General features: G+C 50.0%; 32 protein-coding genes. All 32 read left to right on the forward strand.

Annotation, left to right across the window (positions count from 1 at the left end):
* The first annotated feature begins 20 nt into the window (after positions 1–20).
* A complete protein-coding gene (gene prsW, locus H8B09_RS08440; RefSeq protein ID WP_191203069.1) occupies positions 21–713 on the forward strand; it encodes a glutamic-type intramembrane protease PrsW in 693 nt (230 codons plus the stop codon).
* A 54-nt stretch (positions 714–767) separates the two neighbouring features.
* Positions 768–926, forward strand: coding sequence for a hypothetical protein (locus H8B09_RS08445; RefSeq protein ID WP_191203070.1), 159 nt, complete (start codon positions 768–770; stop codon positions 924–926).
* A gap of 111 nt (positions 927–1,037) precedes the next feature.
* Positions 1,038–2,399 carry a germination protein YpeB gene (gene ypeB, locus H8B09_RS08450; RefSeq protein ID WP_191203071.1) on the forward strand — a complete coding sequence of 454 codons (1,362 nt, stop codon included), beginning with the start codon at positions 1,038–1,040 and terminating at the stop codon, positions 2,397–2,399.
* Between the two features lie 92 nt (positions 2,400–2,491).
* Positions 2,492–3,151 (forward strand): flagellar brake protein, encoded by a 660-nt coding sequence (locus tag H8B09_RS08455; RefSeq protein ID WP_191203072.1) that lies wholly within the window; start codon positions 2,492–2,494, stop codon positions 3,149–3,151.
* Positions 3,152–3,221: 70 nt separating this feature from the next.
* Entirely contained in the window at positions 3,222–3,497 is a 276-nt protein-coding gene (locus tag H8B09_RS08460; protein WP_191203073.1) for a hypothetical protein, read from the forward strand.
* A gap of 116 nt (positions 3,498–3,613) precedes the next feature.
* Positions 3,614–4,315, forward strand: a complete 702-nt coding sequence (gene cmk / locus H8B09_RS08465; RefSeq protein WP_191203074.1) for a (d)CMP kinase — start codon at positions 3,614–3,616, stop codon at positions 4,313–4,315.
* Between the two features lie 3 nt (positions 4,316–4,318).
* Positions 4,319–4,888, forward strand: coding sequence for a lysophospholipid acyltransferase family protein (locus H8B09_RS08470; protein ID WP_191203075.1), 570 nt, complete (start codon positions 4,319–4,321; stop codon positions 4,886–4,888).
* 87 nt (positions 4,889–4,975) lie between these two features.
* Positions 4,976–6,208, forward strand: a complete 1,233-nt coding sequence (gene rpsA, locus H8B09_RS08475; protein ID WP_191203076.1) for a 30S ribosomal protein S1 — start codon at positions 4,976–4,978, stop codon at positions 6,206–6,208.
* Positions 6,209–6,502: 294 nt separating this feature from the next.
* Positions 6,503–7,177 (forward strand): hypothetical protein, encoded by a 675-nt coding sequence (locus tag H8B09_RS08480; RefSeq protein WP_191203077.1) that lies wholly within the window; start codon positions 6,503–6,505, stop codon positions 7,175–7,177.
* Between the two features lie 282 nt (positions 7,178–7,459).
* A complete protein-coding gene (der, locus tag H8B09_RS08485) occupies positions 7,460–8,782 on the forward strand; it encodes a ribosome biogenesis GTPase Der (RefSeq protein ID WP_191203078.1) in 1,323 nt (440 codons plus the stop codon).
* Positions 8,783–8,852: 70 nt separating this feature from the next.
* Positions 8,853–9,455 (forward strand): glycerol-3-phosphate 1-O-acyltransferase PlsY, encoded by a 603-nt coding sequence (gene plsY, locus H8B09_RS08490; RefSeq protein WP_191203079.1) that lies wholly within the window; start codon positions 8,853–8,855, stop codon positions 9,453–9,455.
* Between the two features lie 7 nt (positions 9,456–9,462).
* Positions 9,463–10,521, forward strand: coding sequence for an NAD(P)H-dependent glycerol-3-phosphate dehydrogenase (locus H8B09_RS08495; RefSeq protein ID WP_191203080.1), 1,059 nt, complete (start codon positions 9,463–9,465; stop codon positions 10,519–10,521).
* Between the two features lie 267 nt (positions 10,522–10,788).
* Positions 10,789–11,070: a stage VI sporulation protein F gene (locus tag H8B09_RS08500; RefSeq protein WP_191203081.1), complete on the forward strand. Its 282-nt coding sequence runs from the start codon at positions 10,789–10,791 to the stop codon at positions 11,068–11,070.
* A gap of 226 nt (positions 11,071–11,296) precedes the next feature.
* Positions 11,297–11,479, forward strand: coding sequence for a DUF2768 family protein (locus tag H8B09_RS08505; protein ID WP_191203082.1), 183 nt, complete (start codon positions 11,297–11,299; stop codon positions 11,477–11,479).
* A gap of 15 nt (positions 11,480–11,494) precedes the next feature.
* On the forward strand, positions 11,495–11,791 hold the full coding sequence (locus H8B09_RS08510) for a 2Fe-2S iron-sulfur cluster-binding protein (protein ID WP_191203083.1): 297 nt from the start codon (positions 11,495–11,497) through the stop codon (positions 11,789–11,791).
* A 71-nt stretch (positions 11,792–11,862) separates the two neighbouring features.
* Positions 11,863–12,231, forward strand: coding sequence for a 2Fe-2S iron-sulfur cluster-binding protein (locus H8B09_RS08515; RefSeq protein WP_191203084.1), 369 nt, complete (start codon positions 11,863–11,865; stop codon positions 12,229–12,231).
* 18 nt (positions 12,232–12,249) lie between these two features.
* Positions 12,250–13,017: a YphF family lipoprotein gene (locus H8B09_RS08520; RefSeq protein WP_191203085.1), complete on the forward strand. Its 768-nt coding sequence runs from the start codon at positions 12,250–12,252 to the stop codon at positions 13,015–13,017.
* Between the two features lie 289 nt (positions 13,018–13,306).
* Positions 13,307–14,785, forward strand: coding sequence for a stage IV sporulation protein A (gene spoIVA, locus H8B09_RS08525; RefSeq protein WP_191203086.1), 1,479 nt, complete (start codon positions 13,307–13,309; stop codon positions 14,783–14,785).
* Between the two features lie 248 nt (positions 14,786–15,033).
* Positions 15,034–15,309 (forward strand): non-specific DNA-binding protein Hbs, encoded by a 276-nt coding sequence (gene hbs / locus H8B09_RS08530; RefSeq protein ID WP_110043397.1) that lies wholly within the window; start codon positions 15,034–15,036, stop codon positions 15,307–15,309.
* A gap of 227 nt (positions 15,310–15,536) precedes the next feature.
* The gene (mtrB, locus tag H8B09_RS08535; RefSeq protein ID WP_191203087.1) at positions 15,537–15,764 is read left to right on the forward strand and encodes a trp RNA-binding attenuation protein MtrB; all 228 of its coding nucleotides are present in this window, start codon (positions 15,537–15,539) and stop codon (positions 15,762–15,764) included.
* A 145-nt stretch (positions 15,765–15,909) separates the two neighbouring features.
* Entirely contained in the window at positions 15,910–16,515 is a 606-nt protein-coding gene (locus H8B09_RS08540; RefSeq protein WP_191203088.1) for a hypothetical protein, read from the forward strand.
* Positions 16,516–16,652: 137 nt separating this feature from the next.
* Entirely contained in the window at positions 16,653–17,525 is an 873-nt protein-coding gene (locus H8B09_RS08545; protein WP_191203089.1) for a heptaprenyl diphosphate synthase component 1, read from the forward strand.
* Between the two features lie 4 nt (positions 17,526–17,529).
* Positions 17,530–18,249: a demethylmenaquinone methyltransferase gene (locus H8B09_RS08550; RefSeq protein ID WP_191203090.1), complete on the forward strand. Its 720-nt coding sequence runs from the start codon at positions 17,530–17,532 to the stop codon at positions 18,247–18,249.
* The gene (locus H8B09_RS08555; protein WP_191203091.1) at positions 18,246–19,121 is read left to right on the forward strand and encodes a UbiA-like polyprenyltransferase; all 876 of its coding nucleotides are present in this window, start codon (positions 18,246–18,248) and stop codon (positions 19,119–19,121) included. Before H8B09_RS08550 ends, H8B09_RS08555 begins: the two co-directional genes overlap by 4 nt.
* On the forward strand, positions 19,115–19,759 hold the full coding sequence (locus H8B09_RS08560; RefSeq protein ID WP_191203092.1) for a UbiX family flavin prenyltransferase: 645 nt from the start codon (positions 19,115–19,117) through the stop codon (positions 19,757–19,759). The genes H8B09_RS08555 and H8B09_RS08560 overlap by 7 nt, the downstream gene beginning before the upstream one ends.
* The gene (locus tag H8B09_RS08565; RefSeq protein ID WP_191203093.1) at positions 19,749–20,585 is read left to right on the forward strand and encodes a menaquinone biosynthesis protein; all 837 of its coding nucleotides are present in this window, start codon (positions 19,749–19,751) and stop codon (positions 20,583–20,585) included. The genes H8B09_RS08560 and H8B09_RS08565 overlap by 11 nt, the downstream gene beginning before the upstream one ends.
* A gap of 58 nt (positions 20,586–20,643) precedes the next feature.
* Positions 20,644–21,618, forward strand: coding sequence for a polyprenyl synthetase family protein (locus H8B09_RS08570; protein ID WP_191203094.1), 975 nt, complete (start codon positions 20,644–20,646; stop codon positions 21,616–21,618).
* A 35-nt stretch (positions 21,619–21,653) separates the two neighbouring features.
* Positions 21,654–22,097: a nucleoside-diphosphate kinase gene (gene ndk, locus H8B09_RS08575; protein WP_191203095.1), complete on the forward strand. Its 444-nt coding sequence runs from the start codon at positions 21,654–21,656 to the stop codon at positions 22,095–22,097.
* Positions 22,098–22,132: 35 nt separating this feature from the next.
* Entirely contained in the window at positions 22,133–22,912 is a 780-nt protein-coding gene (locus tag H8B09_RS08580; RefSeq protein WP_191203096.1) for a CheR family methyltransferase, read from the forward strand.
* A gap of 128 nt (positions 22,913–23,040) precedes the next feature.
* Positions 23,041–23,208 (forward strand): hypothetical protein, encoded by a 168-nt coding sequence (locus tag H8B09_RS08585; RefSeq protein ID WP_191203097.1) that lies wholly within the window; start codon positions 23,041–23,043, stop codon positions 23,206–23,208.
* 228 nt (positions 23,209–23,436) lie between these two features.
* A complete protein-coding gene (gene aroB / locus H8B09_RS08590; protein WP_191203098.1) occupies positions 23,437–24,558 on the forward strand; it encodes a 3-dehydroquinate synthase in 1,122 nt (373 codons plus the stop codon).
* Positions 24,555–24,923, forward strand: a complete 369-nt coding sequence (gene aroH / locus H8B09_RS08595) for a chorismate mutase (protein WP_191203099.1) — start codon at positions 24,555–24,557, stop codon at positions 24,921–24,923. Before aroB ends, aroH begins: the two co-directional genes overlap by 4 nt.
* Positions 24,924–25,056: the final 133 nt, after the last annotated feature.

The raw sequence follows: 25,056 nt of genomic DNA on the forward strand, positions 1-25,056 counted from the left end.
ACGAAGGGGTGGGAAGAGGAATGCTGTTTTCGGTACTAACAGCGGCAATAGCGCCGGGCGTTTTCCTTCTCACTTATTTATATTTGAAGGATAAGTATGAAGCGGAACCGATTCATATGGTTGTGCGAATGTTCTTAATTGGTGTCCTGCTGCTGCTTCCGATCATGATCATTCAGCGCGGACTCGAGATTTGGCTGGGCGATAATCCTGTTCTCCATGCATTTGGCCTAGCGGGTGCTGTGGAGGAAAGCTTAAAGTGGTTCGTCCTGTATCACATCATCTATAATCACACAGAGTTCGACGAGCCTTACGACGGTATTGTGTACGCTGCATCCATTTCGTTAGGATTCGCAACGCTGGAGAACGTTCTGTACGCATTAACGCTGCCAGCGGATTTCGGCAGTCTGATGTTTCGAGCGCTGCTGCCTGTGTCAGGACATGCGTTGTTCGGCATAACGATGGGCTATTACATGGGGAAAGCCAAATTTGCTTCTCCGGCCAGGTCTTCCCGCTATATGACGATGTCGCTGCTGCTTCCAATTTTGTTCCATGGTTTATACGATTGGGTGCTGACGTATTTCGACCGAGAATGGGTATGGATCATTCCGCCGTTCATGGCAATCATGTGGATCTGGGCGCACAAAAATATGCAGAGAGCTTCGAATCGTTCGCCATTTCGCTTCCTGCCTAGGGAAGACGAGGTTAAATTGTAGTTTTCCCGTTCATACTGGATTCCGTAATGGTTATTCAGGAGGGACGATCGAGGAATGGCGGGAGAACGAGTTAAAGTAAGAATTCGCTGCAATGTATGCGGGGAGAAATTTGTGCTCCGCGGCAAGCGCGAGAAGGAAAGAATCGACACGGGCTTTAAACAATGCATCTGCAACAACGTATACGACTTCGAAATTGAAGAGCAGCCGGTATAGACCATGAACCGCATATGAACATTCGTGGCAATTGCAGGCACGTTCGGTGAATAAAGCTTCTTTCGGTAATCCAAACTAAGGTCAGGTTTGGGACAGAAAGGAGCTTTTGTCATGTATAAACGTCTGAGTGCGATTATGTTTCCACTCGTAACACTGCTCTGTATCGGTTCAATTTATTGGGGATACCAAGAGCATCAGGAGAAAAACTCGATTCTCATAAAAGCTGAAAACCAATATCAGCGCGCTTTTCACGATTTAAGCTATCACGTCCAGCAAGTACATAAACAGCTGGGCAACACGCTTGCTGTGAATTCCAAATCGCAGGCTTATCATCGCAAAGGGCTGATCAATGTCTGGCGTCTCACAAGCCAAGCACAGAATGAAGTCAATCAACTGCCACTGACGCTGCTTCCTTTCAATACGACTGAAGAGTTCCTGTCCCGCATCTCTAACTTTGCTTACAAAACAGCGATTAGGGATTTGTCCAAAAATCCGCTGACGGATGATGAATTCAAGACGCTGAAAGCACTATACCAGCGTTCGGACGAAATTTCGAATAACCTGCTTACGATGCAGGATAAAGTGTTGTCGAATCATCTGCGCTGGATGGATGTTGAGGTTGCGCTCGCATCGGAGAAGTCGGTAAATGATAATACGATTATCGACGGCTTCAAGACGGTGGACAAGAAGGTTAGCGAATACCCGGAATTAAACTGGGGACCATCCGTTGCAAGCATGTATCAGAAGCGTACGGTCAAAATGCTTCAAGGAAATAACGTTACGCCAGAAGAGATCAAGAAGAAGGCTGCAGAGTTTCTAGGACTTGACTCGGGTGCTGATATTCGTGTGGTAGAGAATGGACAAGGCACAGAATATTCATCGTACTCAGCGACGGTGAACATCAGCGGCAGCAGCGATAAAGGCAAGAAGAACGGTGATAAGATCGAGCTTGATTTTACGCAAAAGGGCGGTCTTCTCATCTGGTACATGAATCCGCGTGATGTAAGCAATAAGACGATCGGACTTAAGGAAGCGCGTCAGAAGGCTGAGGAGTTCCTGAATAGCCATGGCTATAAAGGGATGAAGCCAGCGAGCTACGATGAGAACGGCAATGACGGAGTAATCACCTTTGTCGCAACGCAAGACGGCGTGCTTATTTATCCAGAGAAGCTAACTGTAAAGGTAGCGCTGGACAATGGCGAGATTGTCGGATTGCAGGCATCTGATTATGTGTACGAGCATCATGCACGCAAATTGCCGAAGCCTAAGATTACGAAGGAAGCAGCTCGTCAAGCGCTCAATCCAGACATGAAAATACGGTCCCAATCGCTGGCGCTGATCCTTAACGAGATGAGCGAAGAGACACTCTGCTATGAATTTACAGGCACGATCAACAAAGAAGGCTACAAAATCTATATCAATGCAGAAACCGGCGTCGAAGAATCGATAGAAGAAATGCCGGAGCTCAAATAAAAGTAAACGACAAGCACGTGTTCAATATGTAAGTTTCGATATGGCTCCCCACTATTCGACGTGTTATAATCGCCGTATGGGAGGGGAGCCGTTTGCTGCCAAAAATCAATCAAGTGATCCAATTCCAGTTCGTTGCTGCTCTGCAGCAGGGTGAGGAACTGGAGTTCGAATACAAGACGCGTATTGCCGATGAGCGCGATGACGACTTCTGCGTCGAGATGTTTATTCACGAACGGACCGGGAGGTTTAAGCGACCTTTAATAGGGGATGCATTGACCGCGGTGTATGTGAATGAAGAAGGCGTTCAACATTTCTTTGAAACGCAGGTCACAGGCTTTATTAACGACACGGTTCAGCTTATTCGGATTCAGAAGCCGGATCTGGCCTCCATTACGAAGACGCAGCGCAGAAACTATTTGCGTGTTGCGGCGACTCTAGAAGTCGCTGCATTGACTCCGGATGGGGATCGATTCAATGCATTGACGGATGATGTCGGGGGTGGCGGTGTTTCGTTTATTTGTGAAGGTTCTACTAAGCTGGAAGAAGCGAATCTGCTAGACTGCTGGCTACTGCTATCATACAAGAATGGCACAATCGAACACGCATCGTTCCAAGCTTCAATTGTTCGTTTGAATACGCTATCAACCGGACGACTGCATGTAATGGCCAAGTTCGAGAACATTACCAATTCAGATCGCCAGAAGATTATCCGCTACTGCTTCGAGCGGCAGCTTGATTTCCGCAACCGCTAATCGCGAATAAGCTTGTTTGTGATCGGATATCCTACGTCTAACCGCCAATAATAGGAAGGTGTGATGAAGGATGGATGATATACACGTACATAAAAGAGGTCCTAAGCAGCAGAAATCTGCGACCGATAAGTCGGTGTCGCTCGACAATGAAAGCAAGGAACGCGAACGGTATGGAAAACTGTCAGAGGACGTCAGCCGAGTACTTCGTAACATCGTCCTGACGCTCCTTGTTTTGGTCATTTTATCCCAGTTCGCGTTGCGTTCCGATGGGATTCGACAGCATCTGTCAAACGCCGAAAAACTAGAAGGAATGCCGTTTCAGAAGGCTGGCCGTGCTTTGCATTGAGGAATGCAGTGTGGTATAATTTTCACGTTCGCAGGCTGAGCCTGCTTTTTTCTTGAGAGGTAAACGGGAGCAGCGGGCGTATATCGTGAGGCTGATCTCAGTAGGGGGGTTCGCTGTTGGTATTGCAACCAGACGGCGGCCGGGACCGGATCAACATCGCGATTGACGGACCCGCGGGAGCTGGCAAGAGTACAGTTGCCCGTAAAGTCGCCGAAACACTAAACTACATTTACATTGATACTGGCGCAATGTACAGAGCAGTAACGCTAAGCGCGCTTAACAATGGCATCAAGGCGGATGACAAGGAGGCGCTCAGCCGACATGCTGAGAGCATTGACATTACGTTAATGCCAAGTGAGGCTGGACAGGTTGTACGGTTGAACGGAGAAGACGTTACAACGGCAATCCGATCGCGTGAAGTTACGCTTCATGTATCGCAAGTATCGGCTGTAGAACGCGTGCGGCTGCGCCTAGTAGCCATGCAGCGGCAATTGGCGCATAACAAAGGCGTCGTGATGGATGGACGCGACATCGGATCACATGTACTGCCAGGTGCAGAGCTGAAGGTATTCCTTACGGCATCTGTAGAAGAACGTGCGCTACGGCGGTTCAAGGAATTGAATGGCCGAGACGGCATCTCACTGGAGCAGTTGGAGCGAGAGATCGCAGAGCGGGATCGGAAAGACCAGGAACGGGAGATTTCGCCTTTAGTATGTGCACCGGATGCGATTGTACTCGATAGCACATCGATGACGATCGATGAAGTTGCGGACAACATCGTCAATTTAAGTAGAACCAAATTGGCGGAGGCGAAGTAAACTATGATATACATCTTTTGTCGTGCCGTTCTGCGCCTTCTATATGGGCTATTGTTCCGGTTGGAAGCGCAAGGACGGGAGCATGTGCCCACTGAAGGTCCTGTTATTCTCTGTTCGAATCATCTCAGCAACTTTGATCCGCCTACGATTGGGATTAAGCTCGATCGCAAAGTTCAGTTTATGGCGAAGAAAGAACTGTTCGACATTCCGCTCTTCGGTAAGCTGATTCATTCGCTAGGCGCATTCCCTGTAAAGCGCGGGGGCGTCAGCAAGGAAGCGATTCGCGCGTCGCTTGATCTGCTCAAATCCGGCGGCATGATGGGTATTTTCCCTGAAGGAACACGGAAGAGCAGTGGAGAAGCAGCGAAGAAGGGTGCAGCCATGATTGCACTTCGCAGCGGCGCTGTAATCGTACCGGTCTTTATTGATGGAAATTATAAACTATTTCGTAAAACGGTAGTTCGTTACGGACCACCAGTCGATCTGTCCGATATTGTAGCTGATCCTTCTTCGGATTCGTTGGAACGTGTAACTGAGCGGATCATGAGCCATATCTGGGCACTTCGCAAATAAAGTTTTAAACGCTGTTCCCGGGCTGTTTCAATCGGATCGGGCAGGTTTAAATAAATGTTGGGGTATGAATTGAGGAGGTAATTTTCCATGTCAGAAGAAACGAAGATTGAAGAAACCGCAGCAGCGGAAACGATCAGCCAAGATGCTTTGGACAACATCGTATCATTGAAGAAGGGCGATACGGTCAAAGGCACGATTGTCAAAATCGAAGACAACCAAGCTACAGTTAGCCTTGGATATAAATATGACGGCGTGATTCCGCTGCGCGAACTGTCGTCTGTACAACTCGACAACGCATCCACGGCGGTTCAGCTTGGCCAAGAGGTTGAACTGAAAGTCGTCAGCATCGACGACGAGAAAGAAAAACTCGTGCTCTCCAAACGTGCCATCGATGGAGAAAAAGCATGGGAAGAACTGCAAAGCAAATTCGAGAGCGGCGAAGCATTCGAAGTTGTTGTTGCTGACGTAGTCAAAGGCGGCCTTGTGGCTGACGTAGGCGTGCGCGGCTTCATTCCAGCTTCGATGGTTGAGCGCCACTTCGTAGAAGATTTCAGCGACTACAAAGGCCGCACGCTCCGCGTGAAAGTGAAAGAAATCGACCGCGAGAACAACAAGGTCATTCTTTCGGCTAAAGAAGTTCTTGAAGCTGAATTCGAAGCTAACAAACAAAAAATTATGGCATCGCTTGAGCCAGGCCAAGAGCTTGACGGCACGGTTCAACGCCTGACGCCATTCGGCGCATTCGTAGATATCGGTGGTATCGACGGACTCGTTCACGTATCCGAGATTTCGTGGTCGCACGTTGCTCATCCGAAGGATGCAGTTTCCGAAGGCCAATCGGTTCGCGTGAAAGTGCTTAAAGTTGATCCTTCAGCAGGCAAAATCAGCCTGAGCATGAAAGCAGCTCAACCAGGTCCTTGGGATCTGGCAACGAACAGCTTCAATACTGGTGACATTGTAACAGGTACGGTTCGTCGTATCGTTGACTTCGGTGCATTCATCGAGATCGCACCGGGCGTTGAGGGCCTTGTACACATTTCCCAAATCGCACACCGCCACGTGGCAACGCCGTTCGAAGTGCTCAAAGAGGGTCAAGAAGTGAAAGCGAAAGTTCTCGACTTCAACCCAGCACAAAAACGCGTTTCCCTGAGCATCAAAGAAACGGAAGAAGCTCCAGAACAAGCACCGCGTGCTGAACGCAGCGAGCGTCCTGCCCGTGCGCCTAAAGAAGACCACAGCGCAGCAATTGCCGCTAACAACCAAAGCCTGAGCTTCACGCTGGGTGAGCGTTTCGGCGACAAACTGAGCAAATTCAAGTGATTCACGCTTCGGCATCAGCCGAATGGTGAGTTCGAAAAAGAAAGTCCCCTTATCCGTAATTAGTGGATTTGGGGGCTTTTTTGCATATTAAATGTTTCATCTCGTCATTCGTGTTTAAAAATGTATATGCGGGAGATATCGACATATAGTCCGTATAGTCGAATCTTCGCCCATTCTTCCTATCGGATTCGACACAATCATCTATTCAAGCTGCGATGGCTTAAGGACCCTCGCTAGAAGGTGGGCACAAGCGGGTAGAAGTGTATTGCACAGCGCATAATAGGGGCATGCGAGGTGAATAGTGCAATGAATGCCGGTTATTTGTCGATGGGGCTTACACTTATTTTCTTCATCTTATTCTCAACTGGCTGGAAAGAATTGATTGCAGAGCGGATTCCAATGCCTTATCTGACGCTAATCGCATCAGGTTGTATACTGTTAGCCCCATTCTCTTTATCGTTCGACCGATGGATGAATGGGCATGGCAGCATGTCGATCCAGTTATCCGTATGCTGGCTTACGGCTTGGGCGATTGTTGGGATGTTATTCTATCGGCAGGAAGGGACCCTGCAACGGGTATATGTGTTGTTTGCCTCCTTATTAGCAGCAATGATGGGCGGATGGCTCCGCATTCTGTATTTGAATGACCCTGTGCTTATTTTTTATCATGTGACTTTGGATGCGGCCTTCATGACGGGCATCTCTGCTGTTCTGATGGCACCTGCAAGCAGCCCGCTGCGGTTGATTGTCGTTACGTTCGCATCTGTGCTGCAACCCATACTTGTAGGCTGGCTTCGGCCAGGACATCCGATGGATGGAATCAGGATCGGCTCCTTGACGTGGTGGGACAGCTATCTGCTTGCGTTGTGCACCACTTGCGTACTCGGATTGCTGTTTCGGACAATGCGGGTGGCTGCTGAGAAATGGCGGCTCAGGTTCGCTGGCAGCGGCGGAGGGGAAGAATCGTGATTAATTTTTTGAACGACCTCCTAAAATACGTGTTCAAAAAATTCGGTTTTCAGCACCGAGAAGGTTGGATCAAGCGGGGAACGAGGATCGGAGCGTAGTGAAGTGCTACGTGAGAACCGGAAGTCACAGCTTCATCCAAGATTCGATGTCGATTATACTTCTTGTGATGCTTCGTGATCAAAAGCGGACTTTTTGAACGACCTCTAATATGAAATGTTAGCCAAGCTGTTTGTTTTTTGTTATAGTGATAGTCGTGAGTATGATCGAAGGAGTTGGAATGTTATGGCAAGACCCGTTATTGCAATAGTCGGACGGCCGAATGTGGGGAAGTCCACCATCTTTAATCGGGTCATCGGCGACCGGCTGGCCATCGTAGAAGATAAACCGGGTGTAACCCGTGATCGGATCTATGGAACCGGCGAGTGGAGCGGCAGAGCGTTCAGCATTGTCGATACTGGCGGTATCGAGATCGATGGCGAAGACGAGATCATGAAATCGGTTCGGATGCAGGCTGAGCTTGCAATCGAGGAAGCCGATGTAATTATATTCATGGTAGATGCAAAAGCCGGAATGACCCATGCGGATGATGAAGTAGCACAGATGCTATTCCGTTCGCATAAACCCGTTGTCGTAGCGGTTAACAAAGTGGATAACTTCAACCGCATGGATGACGTATACGAGTTTTATGGACTTGGCTTCGGAACGCCTGTAGCGATTTCCGGCTCTCATGGCACAGGTATCGGCGATCTGCTGGATGCTGCAATTGAGAAGCTGCCGGAGCAGGTGGACGAGGTATATGATGAGGATGTAATCCGTGTCGCACTGATTGGCCGACCGAATGTCGGCAAATCGTCGCTCGTTAATGCGCTTTTAGGAGAAGAGCGCGTTATCGTGAGCGATATTGCAGGCACAACGCGCGATGCAATCGATACGCCTTTCGAACGCGACGGTCAGAAGTATGTATTAATCGATACGGCCGGTATGCGTAAGCGCGGCAAAGTCTATGAGACGACCGAGAAATACAGCGTTATGCGCTCGATGAAAGCAATCGAACGCGCGGATGTCGTTCTTATTCTTATCAATGGCGAGGAAGGCATCATCGATCAAGACAAGCATATTGCCGGCTATGCGCATGAGGCAGGCAAGGCTAGTGTGTTTGTCGTGAACAAGTGGGATGTTGTAGAGAAAGATGAGAAGACGATGCAGTTGTTCACGGAGGATCTTCGCGATAACTTCCTGTTCATGCACTATGCGCCAATCGTTTATCTTTCCGCCAAAACAAAACAACGCTTACATAAGCTGTTGCCGGTGGTGAACCACGTTTCGGAGCAGCATGCGTTGCGGATTCAAACCCACGTTCTTAACGATGTCATCTCCGACGCGGTTGCGATCAATCCTCCGCCTACGGATAAAGGCAAACGTCTGCGCATCAACTATGCGACGCAGGTAGCCACGAAGCCGCCGACGATTGTCATCTTCGTCAATGATCCCGAGATTATGCACTTCTCGTATGAACGGTACTTGGAGAACAAAATCCGTGCAGCCTTCAACTTCGATGGCACGCCGGTTCGTTTGTTCACAAGACGCAAGTCCGATTCGGATTAAGAGCGTTGACGGTTGACATACGCACTATAATCGACTAGTCGTTTGGCTAGACAAGTAGGGGAGAACGAGCTTGTTGAACGCAGTCATAGCGGTAATTATCAGTTATTTGTTAGGTTCGGTATCATTCAGTATTGTCATTGCACGTCTGGTGAAAGGGATCGATATTCGCCAGCACGGCAGCGGCAATGCGGGTGCGACGAACACTTTGCGTGTTCTGGGGAAAGGTCCGGGCATTGCGGTTTTCATCCTTGATATTGCGAAGGGTGTAGCTGCAGTCTGGATCGGGCATGCATTGAATGGCGGCTATGAGTCTTGGGCACCGGTATTGTGCGGCCTTGCAGCCATTGTTGGTCATAACTGGCCCGTATGGTTCCGCTTCAAGGGCGGCAAAGGGATTGCAACAACGGTTGGTGTCATTGCAACGCTGGCATTCATTCCTGCGCTTATTGCTGGTGTAGTTGCAATCGCTGTTATCGCTACTACACGTTATGTCTCGGTTGGCTCCCTTCTGTTCGCAGCGCTTGTTCCTATCGGAATCGGCATCATGACGGGCAGCGGACCGATGCTTTGGGCAAGCTTGCTTATTTGTGTATTTGCTTTTGTACGCCACCGTTCCAATCTAGTGAAGCTTGTACAAGGCAAAGAGAACAAGCTGGGTACGAAGAGAGGTTAGGGTATATATGAAGACTGGTAATGAAGTGGGCCAGCGTAAAGCTGCTGTTCTTGTTGCCGGCAGTTGGGGCACAGCGCTTGCTATGGTACTCAGTGATAACGGATACCAGGTCACATTATGGACGCGCAACGAATCGCAGGCAGAGGAAATCAACACATTGCATAAGAACGGCAAATATTTGCAGGATTGCCTACTACCCGATTCGCTTTCTGCTTCGAACTCGATGGCGCAGGCGTTGGAGGGAGCGGAGCTCGTATTGTTCGCTTCGACTTCATCGGCAATGCGTGAAATCGCCAAGCAAGCTGCACCATATGTATCATCCGATGCGCTTATCGTACATGCCACCAAAGGCTTTGAAGGCGATACTTTGAAGCGTATGACGACTGTATTATCGGAAGAGCTTGGCCGACCGGAAGAAACGCTTGTCGTTCTGTCCGGTCCAAGCCACGCAGAAGAAGTAGCGAAGCGGATGCCGACAACGGTAGTCGTTGCATCTGCAGATCAAGCAAGAGCCGAGCAAGCACAGGACAGCTTCATTAATAATTATTTCCGTGTGTATACGAACCCGGATTTAATTGGCGTTGAAGTTGGAGGCGCAATTAAGAACATTATTGCTCTGGGCGCCGGCATGTCTGACGGCCTAGGGTTCGGTGCCAATGCTAAGGCTGCGCTGTTGACGCGCGGACTTGCAGAGATAAGCCGCCTGGGTACGGCAATGGGGGCGAATGCGCTGACGTTTGCCGGATTGGCTGGTGTCGGGGACCTTGTCGTGACATGTACGAGTAATCTGAGCCGCAATTGGCGTGCAGGACATAAGCTGGCGCAAGGCATACCGCTCGATGAAGTGCTTGAGCAGATGGGCATGGTGGTCGAAGGCGTTAAGACGACGAAAGCCGCTAGGTACTTGTCTGAGAAGTACAATGTCGAGATGCCGATCGCAGATCAGCTGTACAGCGTTCTGTTCGAGGGCTGCGAGCCGAATACAGCCGTGAATAGGCTGATGGGTCGTGGACGAACACACGAAAGCGAGCAGGTTGCTCAGGACTGGGGCCTACACCAAAGCTAATGCCCTCTCATATGATGCTAGCAGCGTACGATTCGCATTAAAGTGCGAGTTCAAAAAAGTCGGATTTTCAGCACCGAGAAGGTTGCGAGAACCTGAAAAAGGAGGAGCGGAGTGTAGGCAAAACCTACATGAGCACCGGACTTCGAAGGTGAACGCAAGATTCGATGTCGAATAGCTTCTTGGCTTGCTTCGTGATCAAAAGACGACTTTTTGAACAACCTCTTAAAGAATCGAAGTTGCAGCGCTTGGAGAGGAGGCGGCGGGTAGATGGGCAACGATAAAAACCTGTCGAAAGACGTTCTGAATGCCGTCAACAAGAAAACGGGCAAGGCGATATCGGAATCGGAAGTGAAGAAGATTGCGAGCGGCGTAACGGCAAGCACGCTGCAGAGCGAGGCAGAGCTGACGAAGTTGATCAAACAAGTATCCTCAATGGCTAAAGTTCCGGTCAGCGACAAGACGATTAACGATATCGTGAAGGCTGTTAAAGCAAGCGGCATGAATATGAACAATATCGAAACGATTATGAAGATGATGATTAAAAAGTGACGGCTGCCTTGCCGATGCACCGATTCGGTCATGGCTTTCACACATAGGGAAAGGCTAAACGGCGCCGTCAGTGTATGACGGTTAGCCGTTTCTTTTTTTTGTTCATAATACTGTCTGATCCATCGGTGGGACAAACAGGCATGTTCTGCTATAATAGTACGGAAAGATTCGACATAACAACAAGATGCACGGTTGGTAGAATCGTTAGGACGTGAGGTGAATCGGAATGGATCCTATGACGAAGATGTGGATATCGTTTCTGGGCATTGGCTTGATGGCGTTTGCGGCGTTTCTAATATCGTTCGCCAGATATAAGACGAAAGGTGCGGTACGAGCTGTATTGTCGCTTATTGCATTCGTCATGCTCATATTTGGATTTATATATGGCGCATTCACTGTATTTACATAAGAAGAGGTTGAGCATATGCTGGAGTTAAAAGGAAGATCCAAAACAGCGGTCATCGAGCCGATAACAGGGCAATCCATTCTTGATTTGGCGCTTAAGGCGAATGTCGATTGGCAGTTCTCTTGTTCGCGTGGCACTTGTGCCCGCTGCAGATGCCTTGTCACGGAAGGCATGGAGCTGCTCGGTGAGATTACGGACGAAGAATGGGATCGGCTGGAGCCTGAGGAGTTCGATGAAGGCTATCGACTCGGCTGCCAAGCTATCGTCGTTTCAACGGAAGGACGTATCACAGCTATTAATAAGCCGTATTTTTGAGATATGGAGGATGCATTCGCTGGCGGCTTACTCATTCGAATGAGCAGCTGCTATACGCTCGGAGGAACGCGATGAATACGAACAATAACGTCTATGAAGTAACGTTTCAGCCTAGCGGAAAAAAGGCGATGATCAAACGAGGTACGACAGTGCTGGATGCGGCGAGGCGTGCCGGCTTGCCGATTGTGACGCGCTGCGGCGGCAAGGCATCCTGTATGATGTGCAAGGTTCGCCATGTGGGAGAGAACCGTTTCGGATTGTCGCCGACCGGTGATAATGAACTGCGCAAGCTTGGCAGCTTGCATGAGGAAGGCTATCGGCTTGGCTGTCAGGCGAAAGTTACGGGGCCGGTTGAACTGATGCTGCCGGAGGATCCGCTGCGTGCGGCCGTACGCAAGCTGCTGGAGCAGCAGAATGATGATGATAATACGTTATGGTAGAAATGGAGCTGTAAGGCTATGCAACGAGGAATACGTCTGGCAGCAGCCAGCCGTCGTTTCGTTCGCCGGGGAGGAGCAGCGCTCGTGCTGCTTCTCTTCATGACGACTGCAACAGGCTGCTTATATCCGAAGGACCAGTTGGTTCAGAATCAAATACCTGCCAAAGATGCAGTGCTTAATGCGCAAACGGTCATCAATCAGTATTTTACTGATACGGGCATGCTCCCCATTGTAACGAGCGGTGCTGAAACGCCTGTATATGAGAAATATCGGGTAGACTGGGCGAAACTGAAGAGCCGTCATTACATATCCGATCCGCCATCACAAGCGTTCGAAGGCGGAGGTCACTATTATTACATCATCATTAACGAAGAGACGACTCGTCAAGTGAAGCTGATGGATATTGCGATGTATCAGCAGGTAAGCGACATTCAGCGCTGGATGGATGATTATGCGCTTAATGACGCGAAGGCGGAGCTGCCGAAGAAGGAAGAAGCTTATCCAGGTTATTACCGCATTGATTTCGGCAAGCTGGGCCAGAAAGAGCCTGAACTGCTCTCCATTTACAGCGGCAGATCCATCTCACCAATGATCGATGATCGTGGCAAAGTGTATCTGGACTACGGCCTCGATATCGCACAAGCGGTGCAGAAGAGCGGCACAACACCGCAAGACGGTGATGATGTACGGGAGTTTCTAGCACAGTCTACCGACCTTGTGCCGGTGAAATCGCCTCCTTATACTTGGGTGAATGGCGAGCCACAGGCTCAGTCGGATACCAAATAAGAACCGAATTAGAATAGTATTTTGAGAGAGAACTTTGTTGCGAACAGCGCTTGATGCGCCAGACGTAATAAAGTTCTTTTTTAGTATAACAGGGCATATAAGTGATTCGTGGAAGGCCGGGCGCGCTGCGGATAGGGAGAAATGTTCATGAAGTAAGTGTGCATATTTGTCCTCCTAACGCAATAAGATGTTACTAGTCCAAAATGTTGTACGAGTAGAGTCGCTAGCCTGCCCCTCTTGTCCGGTGGAGATGGCGGCGTACCGGAATATCAATTGGGAGGGATATTGAGTGGAAAAAGTGGACATTTTTAAAGACATTGCCGAACGGACCGGCGGTGATATTTACCTCGGTGTTGTCGGCGCTGTCCGCACCGGCAAATCAACCTTTATTAAACGTTTCATGGAGACGGTCGTGCTTCCCAATATAACGAATGATGCTGACCGTGTCCGTGCGATTGATGAATTACCGCAAAGCGCTGCTGGCAAAACGATTATGACGACGGAACCGAAATTCGTCCCTAATCAGGCGGTTAAGCTGAAGGTGGCGGAAGGACTTGAGGTTAACATTCGTCTGGTCGACTGTGTAGGCTATGCGGTTCAAGGTGCGAAAGGCTATGAGGACGAGAACGGTCCTCGCATGATTACGACACCTTGGTTCGAAGAACCGATTCCGTTCCAAGAAGCTGCGGAGATCGGTACGCGTAAAGTCATTCAAGAGCATTCGACGCTAGGCGTCGTCGTAACAACGGACGGATCGATTGCTGAAATTCCGCGCAGCTCGTACATCGAAGCTGAGGAGCGGGTTGTCGGCGAACTCAAGGAAGTCGGTAAGCCGTTCGTCCTCATCATCAACTCGACTCGTCCACGCAGTGAAGAAACGCAGCAGCTGCGCAGCGAGCTTCAAGCCAAATATGATATTCCAGTCATGGCGCTGAGTGCAGCGTCGATGGGCGAAGATGAAGTGGTATCGGTACTCCGCGAAGTGCTCTACGAGTTCCCGGTACACGAAGTTAACGTTAACCTCCCTAGCTGGGTTATGGTGCTCAGCGACAACCATTGGCTGCGTACGAATTATGAGAATTCGGTTCGCGACACAGTGAAGGATATTCGCAGACTTCGCGATGTGGACCGCGTCGTTACACAATTCATGGATTATGACTTCATAGCACGTGCCGGCCTTAGCGGCATGAATATGGGTCAAGGCGTCGCAGAGATCGATCTGTATGCGCCTGATGAGCTGTATGACCAAATTCTGATGGAAGTCGTAGGCGTCGAAATTCGAGGCAAGGATCATCTGCTGCAGCTCATGCAGGAATTCGCACATGCGAAGCGGGAGTACGATCGATTCGCAGAAGCGCTCGAGATGGTCAAGACGACTGGCTACGGCATCGCCGCACCATCGCTTGCCGAGATGGCGCTTGATGAGCCGGAACTGATCCGTCAAGGCTCGAGGTTTGGCGTAAGGCTGAAAGCTACAGCGCCGTCGATCCATATGATCCGCGTGGACGTCGAATCCGAATTCGCGCCGATTATCGGTACCGAGAAGCAGAGTGAAGAGCTTGTCCGGTACTTGATGCAGGACTTCGAGAACGATCCGATCAAGATCTGGGAGTCCGATATTTTCGGCAGATCGCTGCACTCGATCGTTCGAGAAGGCATTCAAGGGAAAATCGCGATGATGCCGGACAATGCCCGTTACAAGCTGCAGGAAACGCTTGGCCGGATTATTAACGAAGGCTCTGGCGGTTTGATTGCAATCATACTCTAACCGATAGGCTTAAGCGTAAAACCGCCTTCTCTATGCCTCCGCGGCTGCGAGAAGGCGGTTTTATGTGCGCTTATTCGTGACAATTCGTAACGTGGCAGCAGGTAAGGCCTAGAAAATGTAACACATACTTGTAATTGAGAATCGGCTGTATTACTATAAGTTTGTTCGCCTCAGGTATATTTTCGCAACATTCGGAGAAACAGAAGATAATGAAACGTCCCACGCTGCCATCAGGGGAGGTGAAACCATTGAATAAAACGGATCTGATTGCTAAAGTGGCTGAGTTGACAGATTTGTCGAAGAAGGATGCGACGAAAGCAGTTGACGCTGTATTCGACGCGATTTCCGACGCGCTCCAAACGGGTGATAAAGTCCAGCTGGTAGGGTTCGGCAACTTCGAAGTTCGCGAGCGTCAAGCTCGTAAAGGACGCAACCCGCAAACGGGCGAAGAAATCGATATCCCTGCAAGCAAAATGCCTGCTTTCAAACCAGGCAAATCGTTGAAAGACCTTTGCTCCAACTAATTATATTCGCGAACGTCCGGCAGACTATCTTCCGGGCGTTTTTCATTGTCTGGGCCTTCAGTCGGGTCCGTTCTATTGACATCGTATACACAGTTCTGATAGAGTCAATTTTGCGTAAATCGTGTAGTACATTACATAACGAAGTTTGCACTGCTTCTTGCTTCGCTGCGAAAGGAGCAGTTTTTTGTAGGCATTAGCGGTTATCCGCGATATAGGGAGGGTGCGGCATGGAAAACAATAACAACCAAGGCGAATACATTGTTGTGAAGGCTAAGGAACAAGGCGTCGTCGTCATTGGACTGACACGTGGCACCGATACGAAATTCCACCACACGGAGAAGCTTGATCGGGGCGAAGTGTTCATTTTTCAATTTACCGATCATACATCAGCCATCAAGATCCGTGGTAAAGCGACTGTCTTGACGAAGTATGGGACGATCGAAACGGATAACTAAACAGTAAAAGAAGTGCTGCAGGCAATGCCTGCTTTTTTTGTTGTTCACGGTATTGGAATGACATTCAGCTTCGAATCGTACAATAAGAGGAAGAACAAGCTGGCCGCTGCAAGGGAATGCGGTCAAGCGAAAGCGGGGATCCTCTATGCCGTTTGGCCGATCGATGCTGGCTATGAGTCTGGTTACAGCTTTAATTACAGGAATGCTGATGTTTATTCACCCACATGAAGCGGCGCCGGTGCTGCGAGATATGACTCCGACACAAGCCGCTGAGAAACGGTTGACGAATACAAATCTCGTGGACTGGCTGTTGACGCTCTCGCTGCATGCGAAGCTGAAACGGGTAGATTGGTCTTCAACGACGTTGTCGCTTGATTTGATCATACCGGATGACGAAACGCTTGATGATGAGGCGGTTCAAACGCTGATGAAGGATGCGGAGCAGATCTGGCAAATGTCATTCCTTCAGCTGTCGAATGTAAATCGTGTGCTGCTTCGCATCGGGGAGATGCCTCAGTCGACTGCGACCGGTATGTTCGAGCGTTCGCTGAGCCAGAATCGGTCAGGCTACCGGCTGCTGCTTGCGGCGGACGTGAGACGGACCGATCGTTGGATCGGACTAGGCGAAGAGGGCTGGCATGGCATTGAGAATGCGGAGACCGATTCGTACTGGCGCAACCGGCTGCGCATGTCCTTCACGCCGCTGTGGCAGTCGAAGCGCAATGCAGCTTTTATTGATCAGCAGCAGTGAATAAGGTGACTGAATTGCCTCCTGTAGCAATATCGTGAACAACAAGAGCATGCGTAGGCGCGAAGGCCTGTTTGTGCTATAATAGTTTAGATAATTGGACAGCAAGCATTGCTGCTCTGTTCGGAGGCTTTCTTAAGATGATACATGACCGAATCGTACAACTTACTCGCAAATACACCGAGCATGACATGCTTTCGTTATATGCGGAATTGCCTGCTTTTCCAGAAGCGCGCATTCGACTGCTTGCTGCATGTTTGAATGCATATGGCAAGGAGAAAGAGCATCATGAGCTATACGCTGTCGTTGTTGCTCTCGTTCAGATGGGCCTCGACACACATGATCGAATAGACACGAGCACCACCCAGCTATCGGAGCGTGCGATGCGCACAAGACAATTGAATGTGCTGGGCGGCGACTATTACAGCAGTAGGTTCTACAATCTGCTTGCTCAAGCTGGCAAGGTCGGAATGGTTCGTAAGCTGAGCGAAGCGGTGTGCGAAGTCAATCGATTAAAAATGGATTTCTATACGCAACAGCAGCAACTTCTGATGTCGGCAGAACAGTATGTTGGCTACAGCGCATCAATCAAATCAGAGCTGTTCCGCGGATTTGATGAATTGCTCGAAGAGCCGTTATCCAGCCATTGGAACGACTTGCTTACTACAGTCTCTCGTTGTGAAACCATTCACGAGGAATGGCAGCGAGCTCGACAACGGCAGCAGTTGACAGGCTGGGGATACTGGTACGTCGTACAGAATGGATCGCGTGAAGACCGGCAGCTATTGGAAGAACTTGTTGGCTCAGATACTGGCCAGCAGGCAAGCATGGAGCTGGCAAGCAGTTTCCGGATACCGGAGATGCTTGAGGAGATGCTTGCACGACAAGTGGAACAATTCAAGACAGCGGTAGAACGTCTGACGAATAGTCAGTGCACGGGTGAATTGAACAGTATTGCAGACACATTCTTGCAATCGCTGGCAGAACCCGTGATGCATAACGAGATGAGGTGACAGCGTGGATACGCATTCCAAGGAAACACATGTGCAGTCTGTCTTTCAGAAGATTGCTCCCAAATATGATCTAATGAATGATCTAATTAGTTTTCGCCGTCATAAAGCGTGGCGTAAGTTTACGATGAAGCAAATGAACGTACAGCCAGGAGCTACGGCTATCGACTTGTGCTGCGGCACTTGCGATTGGACGATTGCAATTGCAAAGGCAAGCCAGAGCGGCCGCACTGTCGGGCTTGATTTTAGCTCAAACATGCTTGAGGTAGGTAAGACGAAGGTAGACAAAGAAGGGCTCAACAGCCAGATCGAGCTCGTACAGGGCAATGCGATGGAGCTTCCATTCCCTGACAATTCCTTTGATTATGCAACGATTGGGTTCGGCCTGCGCAATGTGCCGGACTATTCGCGTGTGCTGCAGGAGATGCAGCGCGTCGTGAAGCCGGGCGGTCGTGTTGTTTGTTTGGAAGTGTCCAAGCCGACCTGGCAGCCGTTCAAAGGCATGTATAATTTTTATTTCGAACGAATTCTACCGTTTATGGGACGCGTTGTGGCAAAGAGCTATGAGCAATACAAATGGCTGCCTGAATCGCTCAGGGCGTTTCCGGGACGCGAACAACTAGCGCAGATGTTTAGAGATACCGGTCTGCAGAACGTACAAGCCTTTCCTTTGACGGGTGGCGTCGCTGCGCTGCATATCGGCGTAAAGGGGAAAGACAAGCAATGATACGCAAAATACGCATCTTCTTAGAAATGATCAAGTTTGAACATACGATTTTTGCTTTGCCATTCGCATTTATGGGCGCCATTCTTGGCGGTATCGTCGAGAACGACAAGCTTCCTGCTTGGTCAGAGATCGGATGGATTATTCTTGCCATGGTCGGCGCTCGCAGTGCTGCCATGGGACTTAACCGGCTTATTGACGCTGGCATTGACGCACTTAATCCGCGAACGGAGAAACGTGCAATACCAGCTGGTTTGTTGAAGATCGGAGAAGTTATTGTATTCATTATCGTTTCATTCGCTTTGCTGATTTGGGCTTCTACGCAGTTGAATCCGCTGTGTGTTCAACTGATGCCGATTGCTGTATTCATGCTTGTGCTGTACTCCTACACGAAGCGCTTCACTTGGCTGTGTCACGTCGTTCTCGGCCTGACGATCGGATTGTCGCCGCTTGGCGCTTGGGTGGCAGTAACCGGCAAGTTCGATGCAGCAGCGTGGGTTCTGTACGCCGCAGTTGCTTTGTGGCTTGCAGGTTTCGATACGGTATACGCTACGCAGGACTTTGAGTTTGACCGGAAGCATAAAGTACATTCCATCCCAGCGCGCTTCGGCATCAGTCGTGCGCTATGGATTGCGCGTTCGTTCCATATCGCAACAGCAATTTGCTTTGCTTCTCTTGTTATTCTGACGAATCTAAGCTGGCTATTCTTGGTTGGAACGATTATTGCTATCATTATTTTGTTCTATCAACATTGGCTGGTTCGTCCGAACGACTTGAGCCGCGTTCAAATCGCCTTCTTCCCAATGAACGGAACGCTTAGCGTCGTGTTATTCGCCTTTACACTCTTGGATGTACTGGTGCTTCATCAATGGTAAACGGACTGCAGCACGGGGCAGCTGCGCGGCCTCCTCGTTGGGTAGTCGGCATTACGGGCGCAAGCGGCTCCATCTATGGTATTCGATTGATTGAGGTGCTTCTCCGTGAGGGTGCCGAAGTTCATGTCGTTGTGACAGATGCCGGATGGAGGGTTCTGAAAGAGGAGCTTGGCTGGGACGTCACGCGGCGACAGGCCGCGCTTGATGAAAGATTCAGCCAAGTGGAAGGTGGAGGTCGCTTGACCTTCCACCCGAACGCAGATATCGGCGCTTCGATTGCCAGCGGATCGTTCCGAGTTGACGGCATGATCATCATGCCCTGCTCGATGGGAACGCTCGCTTCGATCGCTCATGGCATATCGGATGATCTGATGACAAGGGCAGCGGATGTCATGATGAAAGAAGGGCGTCAGCTCATCATCGTGCCAAGAGAAACGCCTCTGCATGCGATTCACCTTGAGAATATGCTGACACTCGCTAGAATGGGCGTTAAGCTTGTGCCGGCGATGCCGGCTTTTTACTTTGGGCCGCAAAGTATAGATGACCTGGTCGATTTCTTGGTTGGCAAAGTACTTGACATCATGGCGATTGAACACCGCCTATTCAAGAGATGGGGAGGTGAAGGACATGCGGAATGAAGTACCGCTGTCCGTTGGCCGCATCGATTATGCGAATGCATGGCCATTATTCCATTATGCTACGAATGATGTGCTTGCGCCGCATGGCGCGCATATCGTCTCCCGCATTCCTGCACAGTTGAACCGCGCTCTGATGGATGGCGAACTGGCAATGTCTGCTGTTTCGTCGTTCGCTTATGCGTATAACGCTGATCAATATATGCTGCTTCCCGATCTATCGGTAAGCTCTGAAGGTACCGTGCATTCCATCCTGCTCTTCTCGAAGAAGCCGCTAGATGAGGTGCGTAACGGCCGCATTGCGCTGACGAATACGTCCGCAACTTCAGTCAACTTGCTCAAAATTCTAATGACCTGCTACCTAGAGGGCAATCCTTCTTACGAAACGATGGAGCCAGACCTTGATCGTATGCTCGAGCATGCGGATGCTGCGCTTCTCATTGGCGACACTGCGATTCATGCTTCATGGCTGGACAAAGGGCTTGAAGTGTTCGACCTAGGCGAGATGTGGCATCGTTTCACCGGCTATGGAATGACCTATGCTGTCGTAGCTGTTCGTAAGGAAGCGGCGTCTGAACATCATGATGGGATTGAAGCCGTACATCGTGCTATGATAGATAGTAAAAATAAGAGCTTGTTTGATCTTAGTCCGCTCGTACGTCAAGCGTGTGAACAGCTTGGCGGTACGCCGGACTATTGGCATCATTATTTTCAGACACTCAAATATGATTTCGGGCAGCGAAGGCAGGAAGGGCTTCGGCTGTACTTCCGTTACGCCGCTCAGTTAGGGCTGCTCGAACGAGAACCGGAACTCGCATTTTTTCAATAGCTCTTGTCATGCTTACGAAGTTGGTTTTGCATTAGCAAAACCTTAAGGATGGAACCCAATGAAACTAATGGATATATTCGCCCGGATGAAGGGCGATCTCAACGTAATCGAATCGGAGCTCGCGAAGGCGGTGACGTCGGATCATACGATGATGACGGAGACGTCGGTGCACTTGCTGAAGGCAGGCGGCAAACGGATTCGTCCCGTTATCGTGCTTCTCTCCGGCAAGTTCGGCCATTACAATCTCGACGTAATGAAGTGGGTAGCCGTGCCACTGGAATTGATTCATATGGCATCGCTAGTCCATGATGACGTCATTGATGATGCCGAGACCCGCCGCGGCCAATTGACCGTCAAGTCCAAGTGGGACAATCGGATTGCGATGTATACGGGCGATTACATTCACGGCAAAGCGCTCACGGTGGCGACGCAGCTGGATAACCCGCGTATTCATCAGATCTTGTCCAAAGCAATGGTTGAGATGTGCATTGGAGAGATGGAGCAGATTCGTGACTTCTTCAATACGGAACAATCGATTCGTCGTTACCTGCTGCGTATCCGTCGCAAGACGGCGCTGCTTATCGCAATTAGCTGCCAGCTCGGTGCGATTGCCGCAGGGGTGAGCGAGAAGGTATCGAATCAGTTGTATCGATACGGCTACAACGTCGGGATGACGTTCCAAATTCGCGATGACCTTCTTGATTTATGCGGAACAGCCAAACAGATCGGCAAACCGCCGGGCTCTGATATTCGCCAAGGCAACATGACGCTGCCAGTTCTTATCGCTCTGCAGGAACAAGCCATTCGCGTTCCGCTGCTGCAAGAGATTAAACGAATTCGAGAGTCGGACGGAACGGCTAACACGACCGAAGCGATTCGACTCATTCGCGGCAGTCGCGGCATTGAACAATCCGAGCAGCTTGCAGAACGATATATTCAGAAAGCGTTGGCTGCTTTAGAAGGACTTCCCGATATTCCGGCGAAGAAAAGCTTGCGGGATATCGCTCATTTTGTGAATAAGCGCAATTATTAAGTTACGGTTCGGTTATGTGAAAGGGGTAAGAGACGATGGAGAGAACATTTCTGATGATAAAGCCGGATGGCGTGCAGCGGGGATTAATTGGTGAAATCGTCGGGCGCTTCGAGCGCAAAGGGCTGAAGCTCATTGCGAGCAAGATGATGCTGATTAGCCCGGAGCTTGCGGAGCGTCATTATGCTGAGCATAAGGGTAAGTCGTTCTACGAGCCATTAATTGAATTCACGACATCCGGACCGGTATTCGCTATGGTGTGGGAAGGGGACAATGTTATTGCCCTGACCCGCGCGCTGATCGGGAAGACGGATGCGGTAGAAGCGCTGCCGGGCACGATTCGCTCGGATTACGCGGTACATACAAGGTTCAACCTGATTCACGGTTCGGATTCAATCGACAATGCAGAACGCGAGATTGCACTGTTCTTCGCACCTGAACAACTTATCGATTATGAGTTGACGATTCAACGTTGGATCTAGTGCGACATAAGCAGTCATGACAGGAGGATGCCAGCTTGGTGGATGCGGATTATGACAAGTTCGTGGAGCAGATCAAGAAACGAACCGCAATCGATCTCGGGCAGTACAAAGAAACGCAGATGAAACGTCGTCTAACGACGCTAAGACAGAAGCATGGATTTAGTACATTTGCAGCATACCTTGACGCTCTGGCGCGCGAGTCAGCTCTCATGGATGAGTTTCTAGACCGGATGACAATTAACGTATCTGAGTTCTGGCGCAATCCGAATCGATGGGCGATGCTCGAGGAACGATTTCTGCCCGAACTGCTGTCCGGCGGCAATCGGATAGCCATCTGGAGCGCAGCTTGCTCTACTGGTGACGAGCCTTATACGACGGCGATGATCTTGGATCGAATGGGCGCATTGAACCGCGCGACGATTACGGCGACAGACCTCGATCAGAACGTAATCAAGAAAGCGCAGAGCGGCCTGTATCAGGATCGTTCGGTCCGCGATGTGCCCAAGCCGTATTTGAACCAATATTTTACGCGCGACGGCGATATCTATTCGGTTGATGATCGGATCAAACGTGCCATTCGATACAAGCAGCACAATTTGCTTCATGATTCTTATGGCGGCCCCTATGATTTGATCATCTGCCGCAACGTTATGATCTACTTCACGGAAGAAGCGAAGCATCAGATCTACCAGCGGTTCTCGAATGCACTGAAGCCGGGTGGCATTCTGTTCGTCGGAAGCACGGAGCAGATATTCACTCCGCAGCAGTATAATTTCGAGACGGCTGAAACGTTCTTTTATCGGAAAAAAGTTTGAAGGTTCTCGTTATCGCTCCCATTCATCAGCACTCTTTCGCTCATATCAGCTGCACGAAGACGAATGTATGACAGCACCATCTTGTTGCTATACTAGGTTAATGGAATCGAACGCCATGGAGGGACAAGATGGATAAGCGCAAAGCGTTCGCAGCATACCGGCGCGGGTGGATTACGATCTCGGAATGTGCGCAAATTGTCGGTATGAGCTGTGAACAGCTTCGTACGGTAATGGATGGTCCGGGATCGGTCATCGAGCCGCCGGAACGTAATGAACGTACGTCAGTCATGCGATAATTATCGGATCGGATTAAGCTGAACCAGCTGCTTCTAAGCAGCTGGTTTTTTGCTTCTGCAAGGTCTGTTTCAAAGGCTGTCAATGGCGCAGAAACCTTGCCCTATCAGCCTGTTCGCACACTTGACGTTTCTTGTCAAACCGAAGGGGCTGTACTATAATTAGCAAAGATGTTACGGGTATATTCATTGCCGGGCTTCCAATAGCCGGTGAAGGGAGCGCAATGATAAGTGAACGGTACGAATGTAGTTAGAGAACTTACGGTTGATTTGGGCGAACGCTCCTATCCGATTTACATAGGAGAAGGTCTTCTCCAGGAGACTTCCGATTATCTTGAGAAGCATGGTGTAACCAAGAAATCGCCGCTCATGATCATTACAGACGATCATATTGCGCCGTTATATTTGGATTCACTGGTATCGATTCTGTCAAGCGCAGGCTATAAGGTCACATCGGCTGTTGTACCTGCGGGCGAAGGCTCGAAGTCGCTGACGATGTTCGAAGATTTGATTACGAAGGCGCTTGATGCAGGACTTGACCGCAAATCGACGATTATCGCATTAGGCGGCGGTGTTGTAGGCGATCTTGCAGGTTATGTGGCAGCAGCATATATGCGCGGCATTCGTTTCGTACAGATTCCAACAACGATTCTTGCGCACGACAGCAGTGTAGGCGGCAAGGTTGCTGTCAACCATCCGCATGCGAAGAATATTATCGGCGCATTCCATCAGCCAGCATTCGTGTTGTTTGACTTGAACACGCTGCAATCGCTGCCGCTGCGCCAAGTGCAATGCGGCCTTGCGGAAGTAATCAAGCACGGCCTTATCTGGGACGCGTCCTTCGTCGACTGGTGCGATGAGAACATGGACAAGCTGCTCGCGCTTGATCCTGAAGCGCTTGGTTATGCGTTGTATAAAGGCTGCAGCGTTAAAGCGGCAGTCGTATCGGTCGATGAGCGTGAAGGCGGCCTGCGTGCCATCCTGAACCTGGGTCATACGATTGGCCATGCGCTTGAAGCGGTCGCTGGCTACGGTGAGCTTACGCATGGTGAAGCCATTGCAATCGGCATGATTGGATCTGCGCTTGTTGGGGTGAAGCTTGGTGCGCCGCAAGACGTGTACGATGTGACGAAACGCGTGTTTGGCAAGTCCGGCCTGCCGGTACGTTTGCCAGAGCATTTTGACACAGATGCCATTATGCGTGCAATGATGCACGATAAGAAGTTTACGGAAGGCAGCATTGTCTATGTCGTGCCAACCGCAATCGGCCGGGTTGAGGTTCGTTCGGATGTAGCAGCCTCGCTCGTGCGTGAGACAGTAGAACAATTGAAACAGGAGGCCGATTGGCAATGAGTGTACGTGGAGTTCGCGGCGCCGTCACGGTAGAGCGCAATGAAGAAGGTCAAATTCTTGATGCAACAGTTGAATTGTTCAATGCGATCGTAGCAGAGAACGGATTCGCTCCAGAAGATATTTGCAGCGTATTGATTACGGTAACAGGCGAGTTGGATTCGACCTTCCCTGCCAAAGCCATTCGAGTAATGCCAGGCTGGGAGCTTGTACCCGTAACATGCGCATTGGAAATTCCGGTTAAAGGCAGCTTGGAGAAATGCATCCGTTTCATGCTCCATGTGAATACGACGAAGACGCAGGCCGAGATTAAACACGTCTATCTGAGAGGCGCGCGCTTGCTTCGTCCCGATCTGTCCAAAGCGTAATTGACGAATGGTTTCATGTGAGATTTTCTCATTGACGTTCGTTAGTAGACGATGTATAGTTATACCAAGTTAAGTCGTTATTAGAACGTAAGTAGAGCAGTACAGACGAGGCAAGATAGAAGCAGTACAGACC

The organism is Paenibacillus terricola (assembly GCF_014779765.1).
GTDB classification, from domain to species: domain Bacteria; phylum Bacillota; class Bacilli; order Paenibacillales; family Paenibacillaceae; genus Paenibacillus_T; species Paenibacillus_T terricola.

Bases quoted from the DNA above. Each gene is read 5' to 3' on its own strand.
- prsW (WP_191203069.1), top strand. From the start codon at position 21: ATGCTGTTTTCGGTACTAACAGCGGCAATAGCGCCGGGCGTTTTCCTT.
- H8B09_RS08445 (WP_191203070.1), top strand. From the start codon at position 768: ATGGCGGGAGAACGAGTTAAAGTAAGAATTCGCTGCAATGTATGCGGG.
- ypeB (WP_191203071.1), top strand. From the start codon at position 1,038: ATGTATAAACGTCTGAGTGCGATTATGTTTCCACTCGTAACACTGCTC.
- H8B09_RS08460 (WP_191203073.1), top strand. From the start codon at position 3,222: ATGGATGATATACACGTACATAAAAGAGGTCCTAAGCAGCAGAAATCT.
- H8B09_RS08470 (WP_191203075.1), top strand. From the start codon at position 4,319: ATGATATACATCTTTTGTCGTGCCGTTCTGCGCCTTCTATATGGGCTA.
- rpsA (WP_191203076.1), top strand. From the start codon at position 4,976: ATGTCAGAAGAAACGAAGATTGAAGAAACCGCAGCAGCGGAAACGATC.
- der (WP_191203078.1), top strand. From the start codon at position 7,460: ATGGCAAGACCCGTTATTGCAATAGTCGGACGGCCGAATGTGGGGAAG.
- H8B09_RS08495 (WP_191203080.1), top strand. From the start codon at position 9,463: ATGAAGACTGGTAATGAAGTGGGCCAGCGTAAAGCTGCTGTTCTTGTT.
- H8B09_RS08500 (WP_191203081.1), top strand. From the start codon at position 10,789: ATGGGCAACGATAAAAACCTGTCGAAAGACGTTCTGAATGCCGTCAAC.
- H8B09_RS08505 (WP_191203082.1), top strand. From the start codon at position 11,297: ATGGATCCTATGACGAAGATGTGGATATCGTTTCTGGGCATTGGCTTG.
- H8B09_RS08510 (WP_191203083.1), top strand. From the start codon at position 11,495: ATGCTGGAGTTAAAAGGAAGATCCAAAACAGCGGTCATCGAGCCGATA.
- H8B09_RS08515 (WP_191203084.1), top strand. From the start codon at position 11,863: ATGAATACGAACAATAACGTCTATGAAGTAACGTTTCAGCCTAGCGGA.
- H8B09_RS08520 (WP_191203085.1), top strand. From the start codon at position 12,250: ATGCAACGAGGAATACGTCTGGCAGCAGCCAGCCGTCGTTTCGTTCGC.
- mtrB (WP_191203087.1), top strand. From the start codon at position 15,537: ATGGAAAACAATAACAACCAAGGCGAATACATTGTTGTGAAGGCTAAG.
- H8B09_RS08540 (WP_191203088.1), top strand. From the start codon at position 15,910: ATGCCGTTTGGCCGATCGATGCTGGCTATGAGTCTGGTTACAGCTTTA.
- H8B09_RS08545 (WP_191203089.1), top strand. From the start codon at position 16,653: ATGATACATGACCGAATCGTACAACTTACTCGCAAATACACCGAGCAT.
- H8B09_RS08555 (WP_191203091.1), top strand. From the start codon at position 18,246: ATGATACGCAAAATACGCATCTTCTTAGAAATGATCAAGTTTGAACAT.
- H8B09_RS08560 (WP_191203092.1), top strand. From the start codon at position 19,115: ATGGTAAACGGACTGCAGCACGGGGCAGCTGCGCGGCCTCCTCGTTGG.
- H8B09_RS08565 (WP_191203093.1), top strand. From the start codon at position 19,749: ATGCGGAATGAAGTACCGCTGTCCGTTGGCCGCATCGATTATGCGAAT.
- H8B09_RS08570 (WP_191203094.1), top strand. From the start codon at position 20,644: ATGAAACTAATGGATATATTCGCCCGGATGAAGGGCGATCTCAACGTA.
- ndk (WP_191203095.1), top strand. From the start codon at position 21,654: ATGGAGAGAACATTTCTGATGATAAAGCCGGATGGCGTGCAGCGGGGA.
- H8B09_RS08585 (WP_191203097.1), top strand. From the start codon at position 23,041: ATGGATAAGCGCAAAGCGTTCGCAGCATACCGGCGCGGGTGGATTACG.
- aroH (WP_191203099.1), top strand. From the start codon at position 24,555: ATGAGTGTACGTGGAGTTCGCGGCGCCGTCACGGTAGAGCGCAATGAA.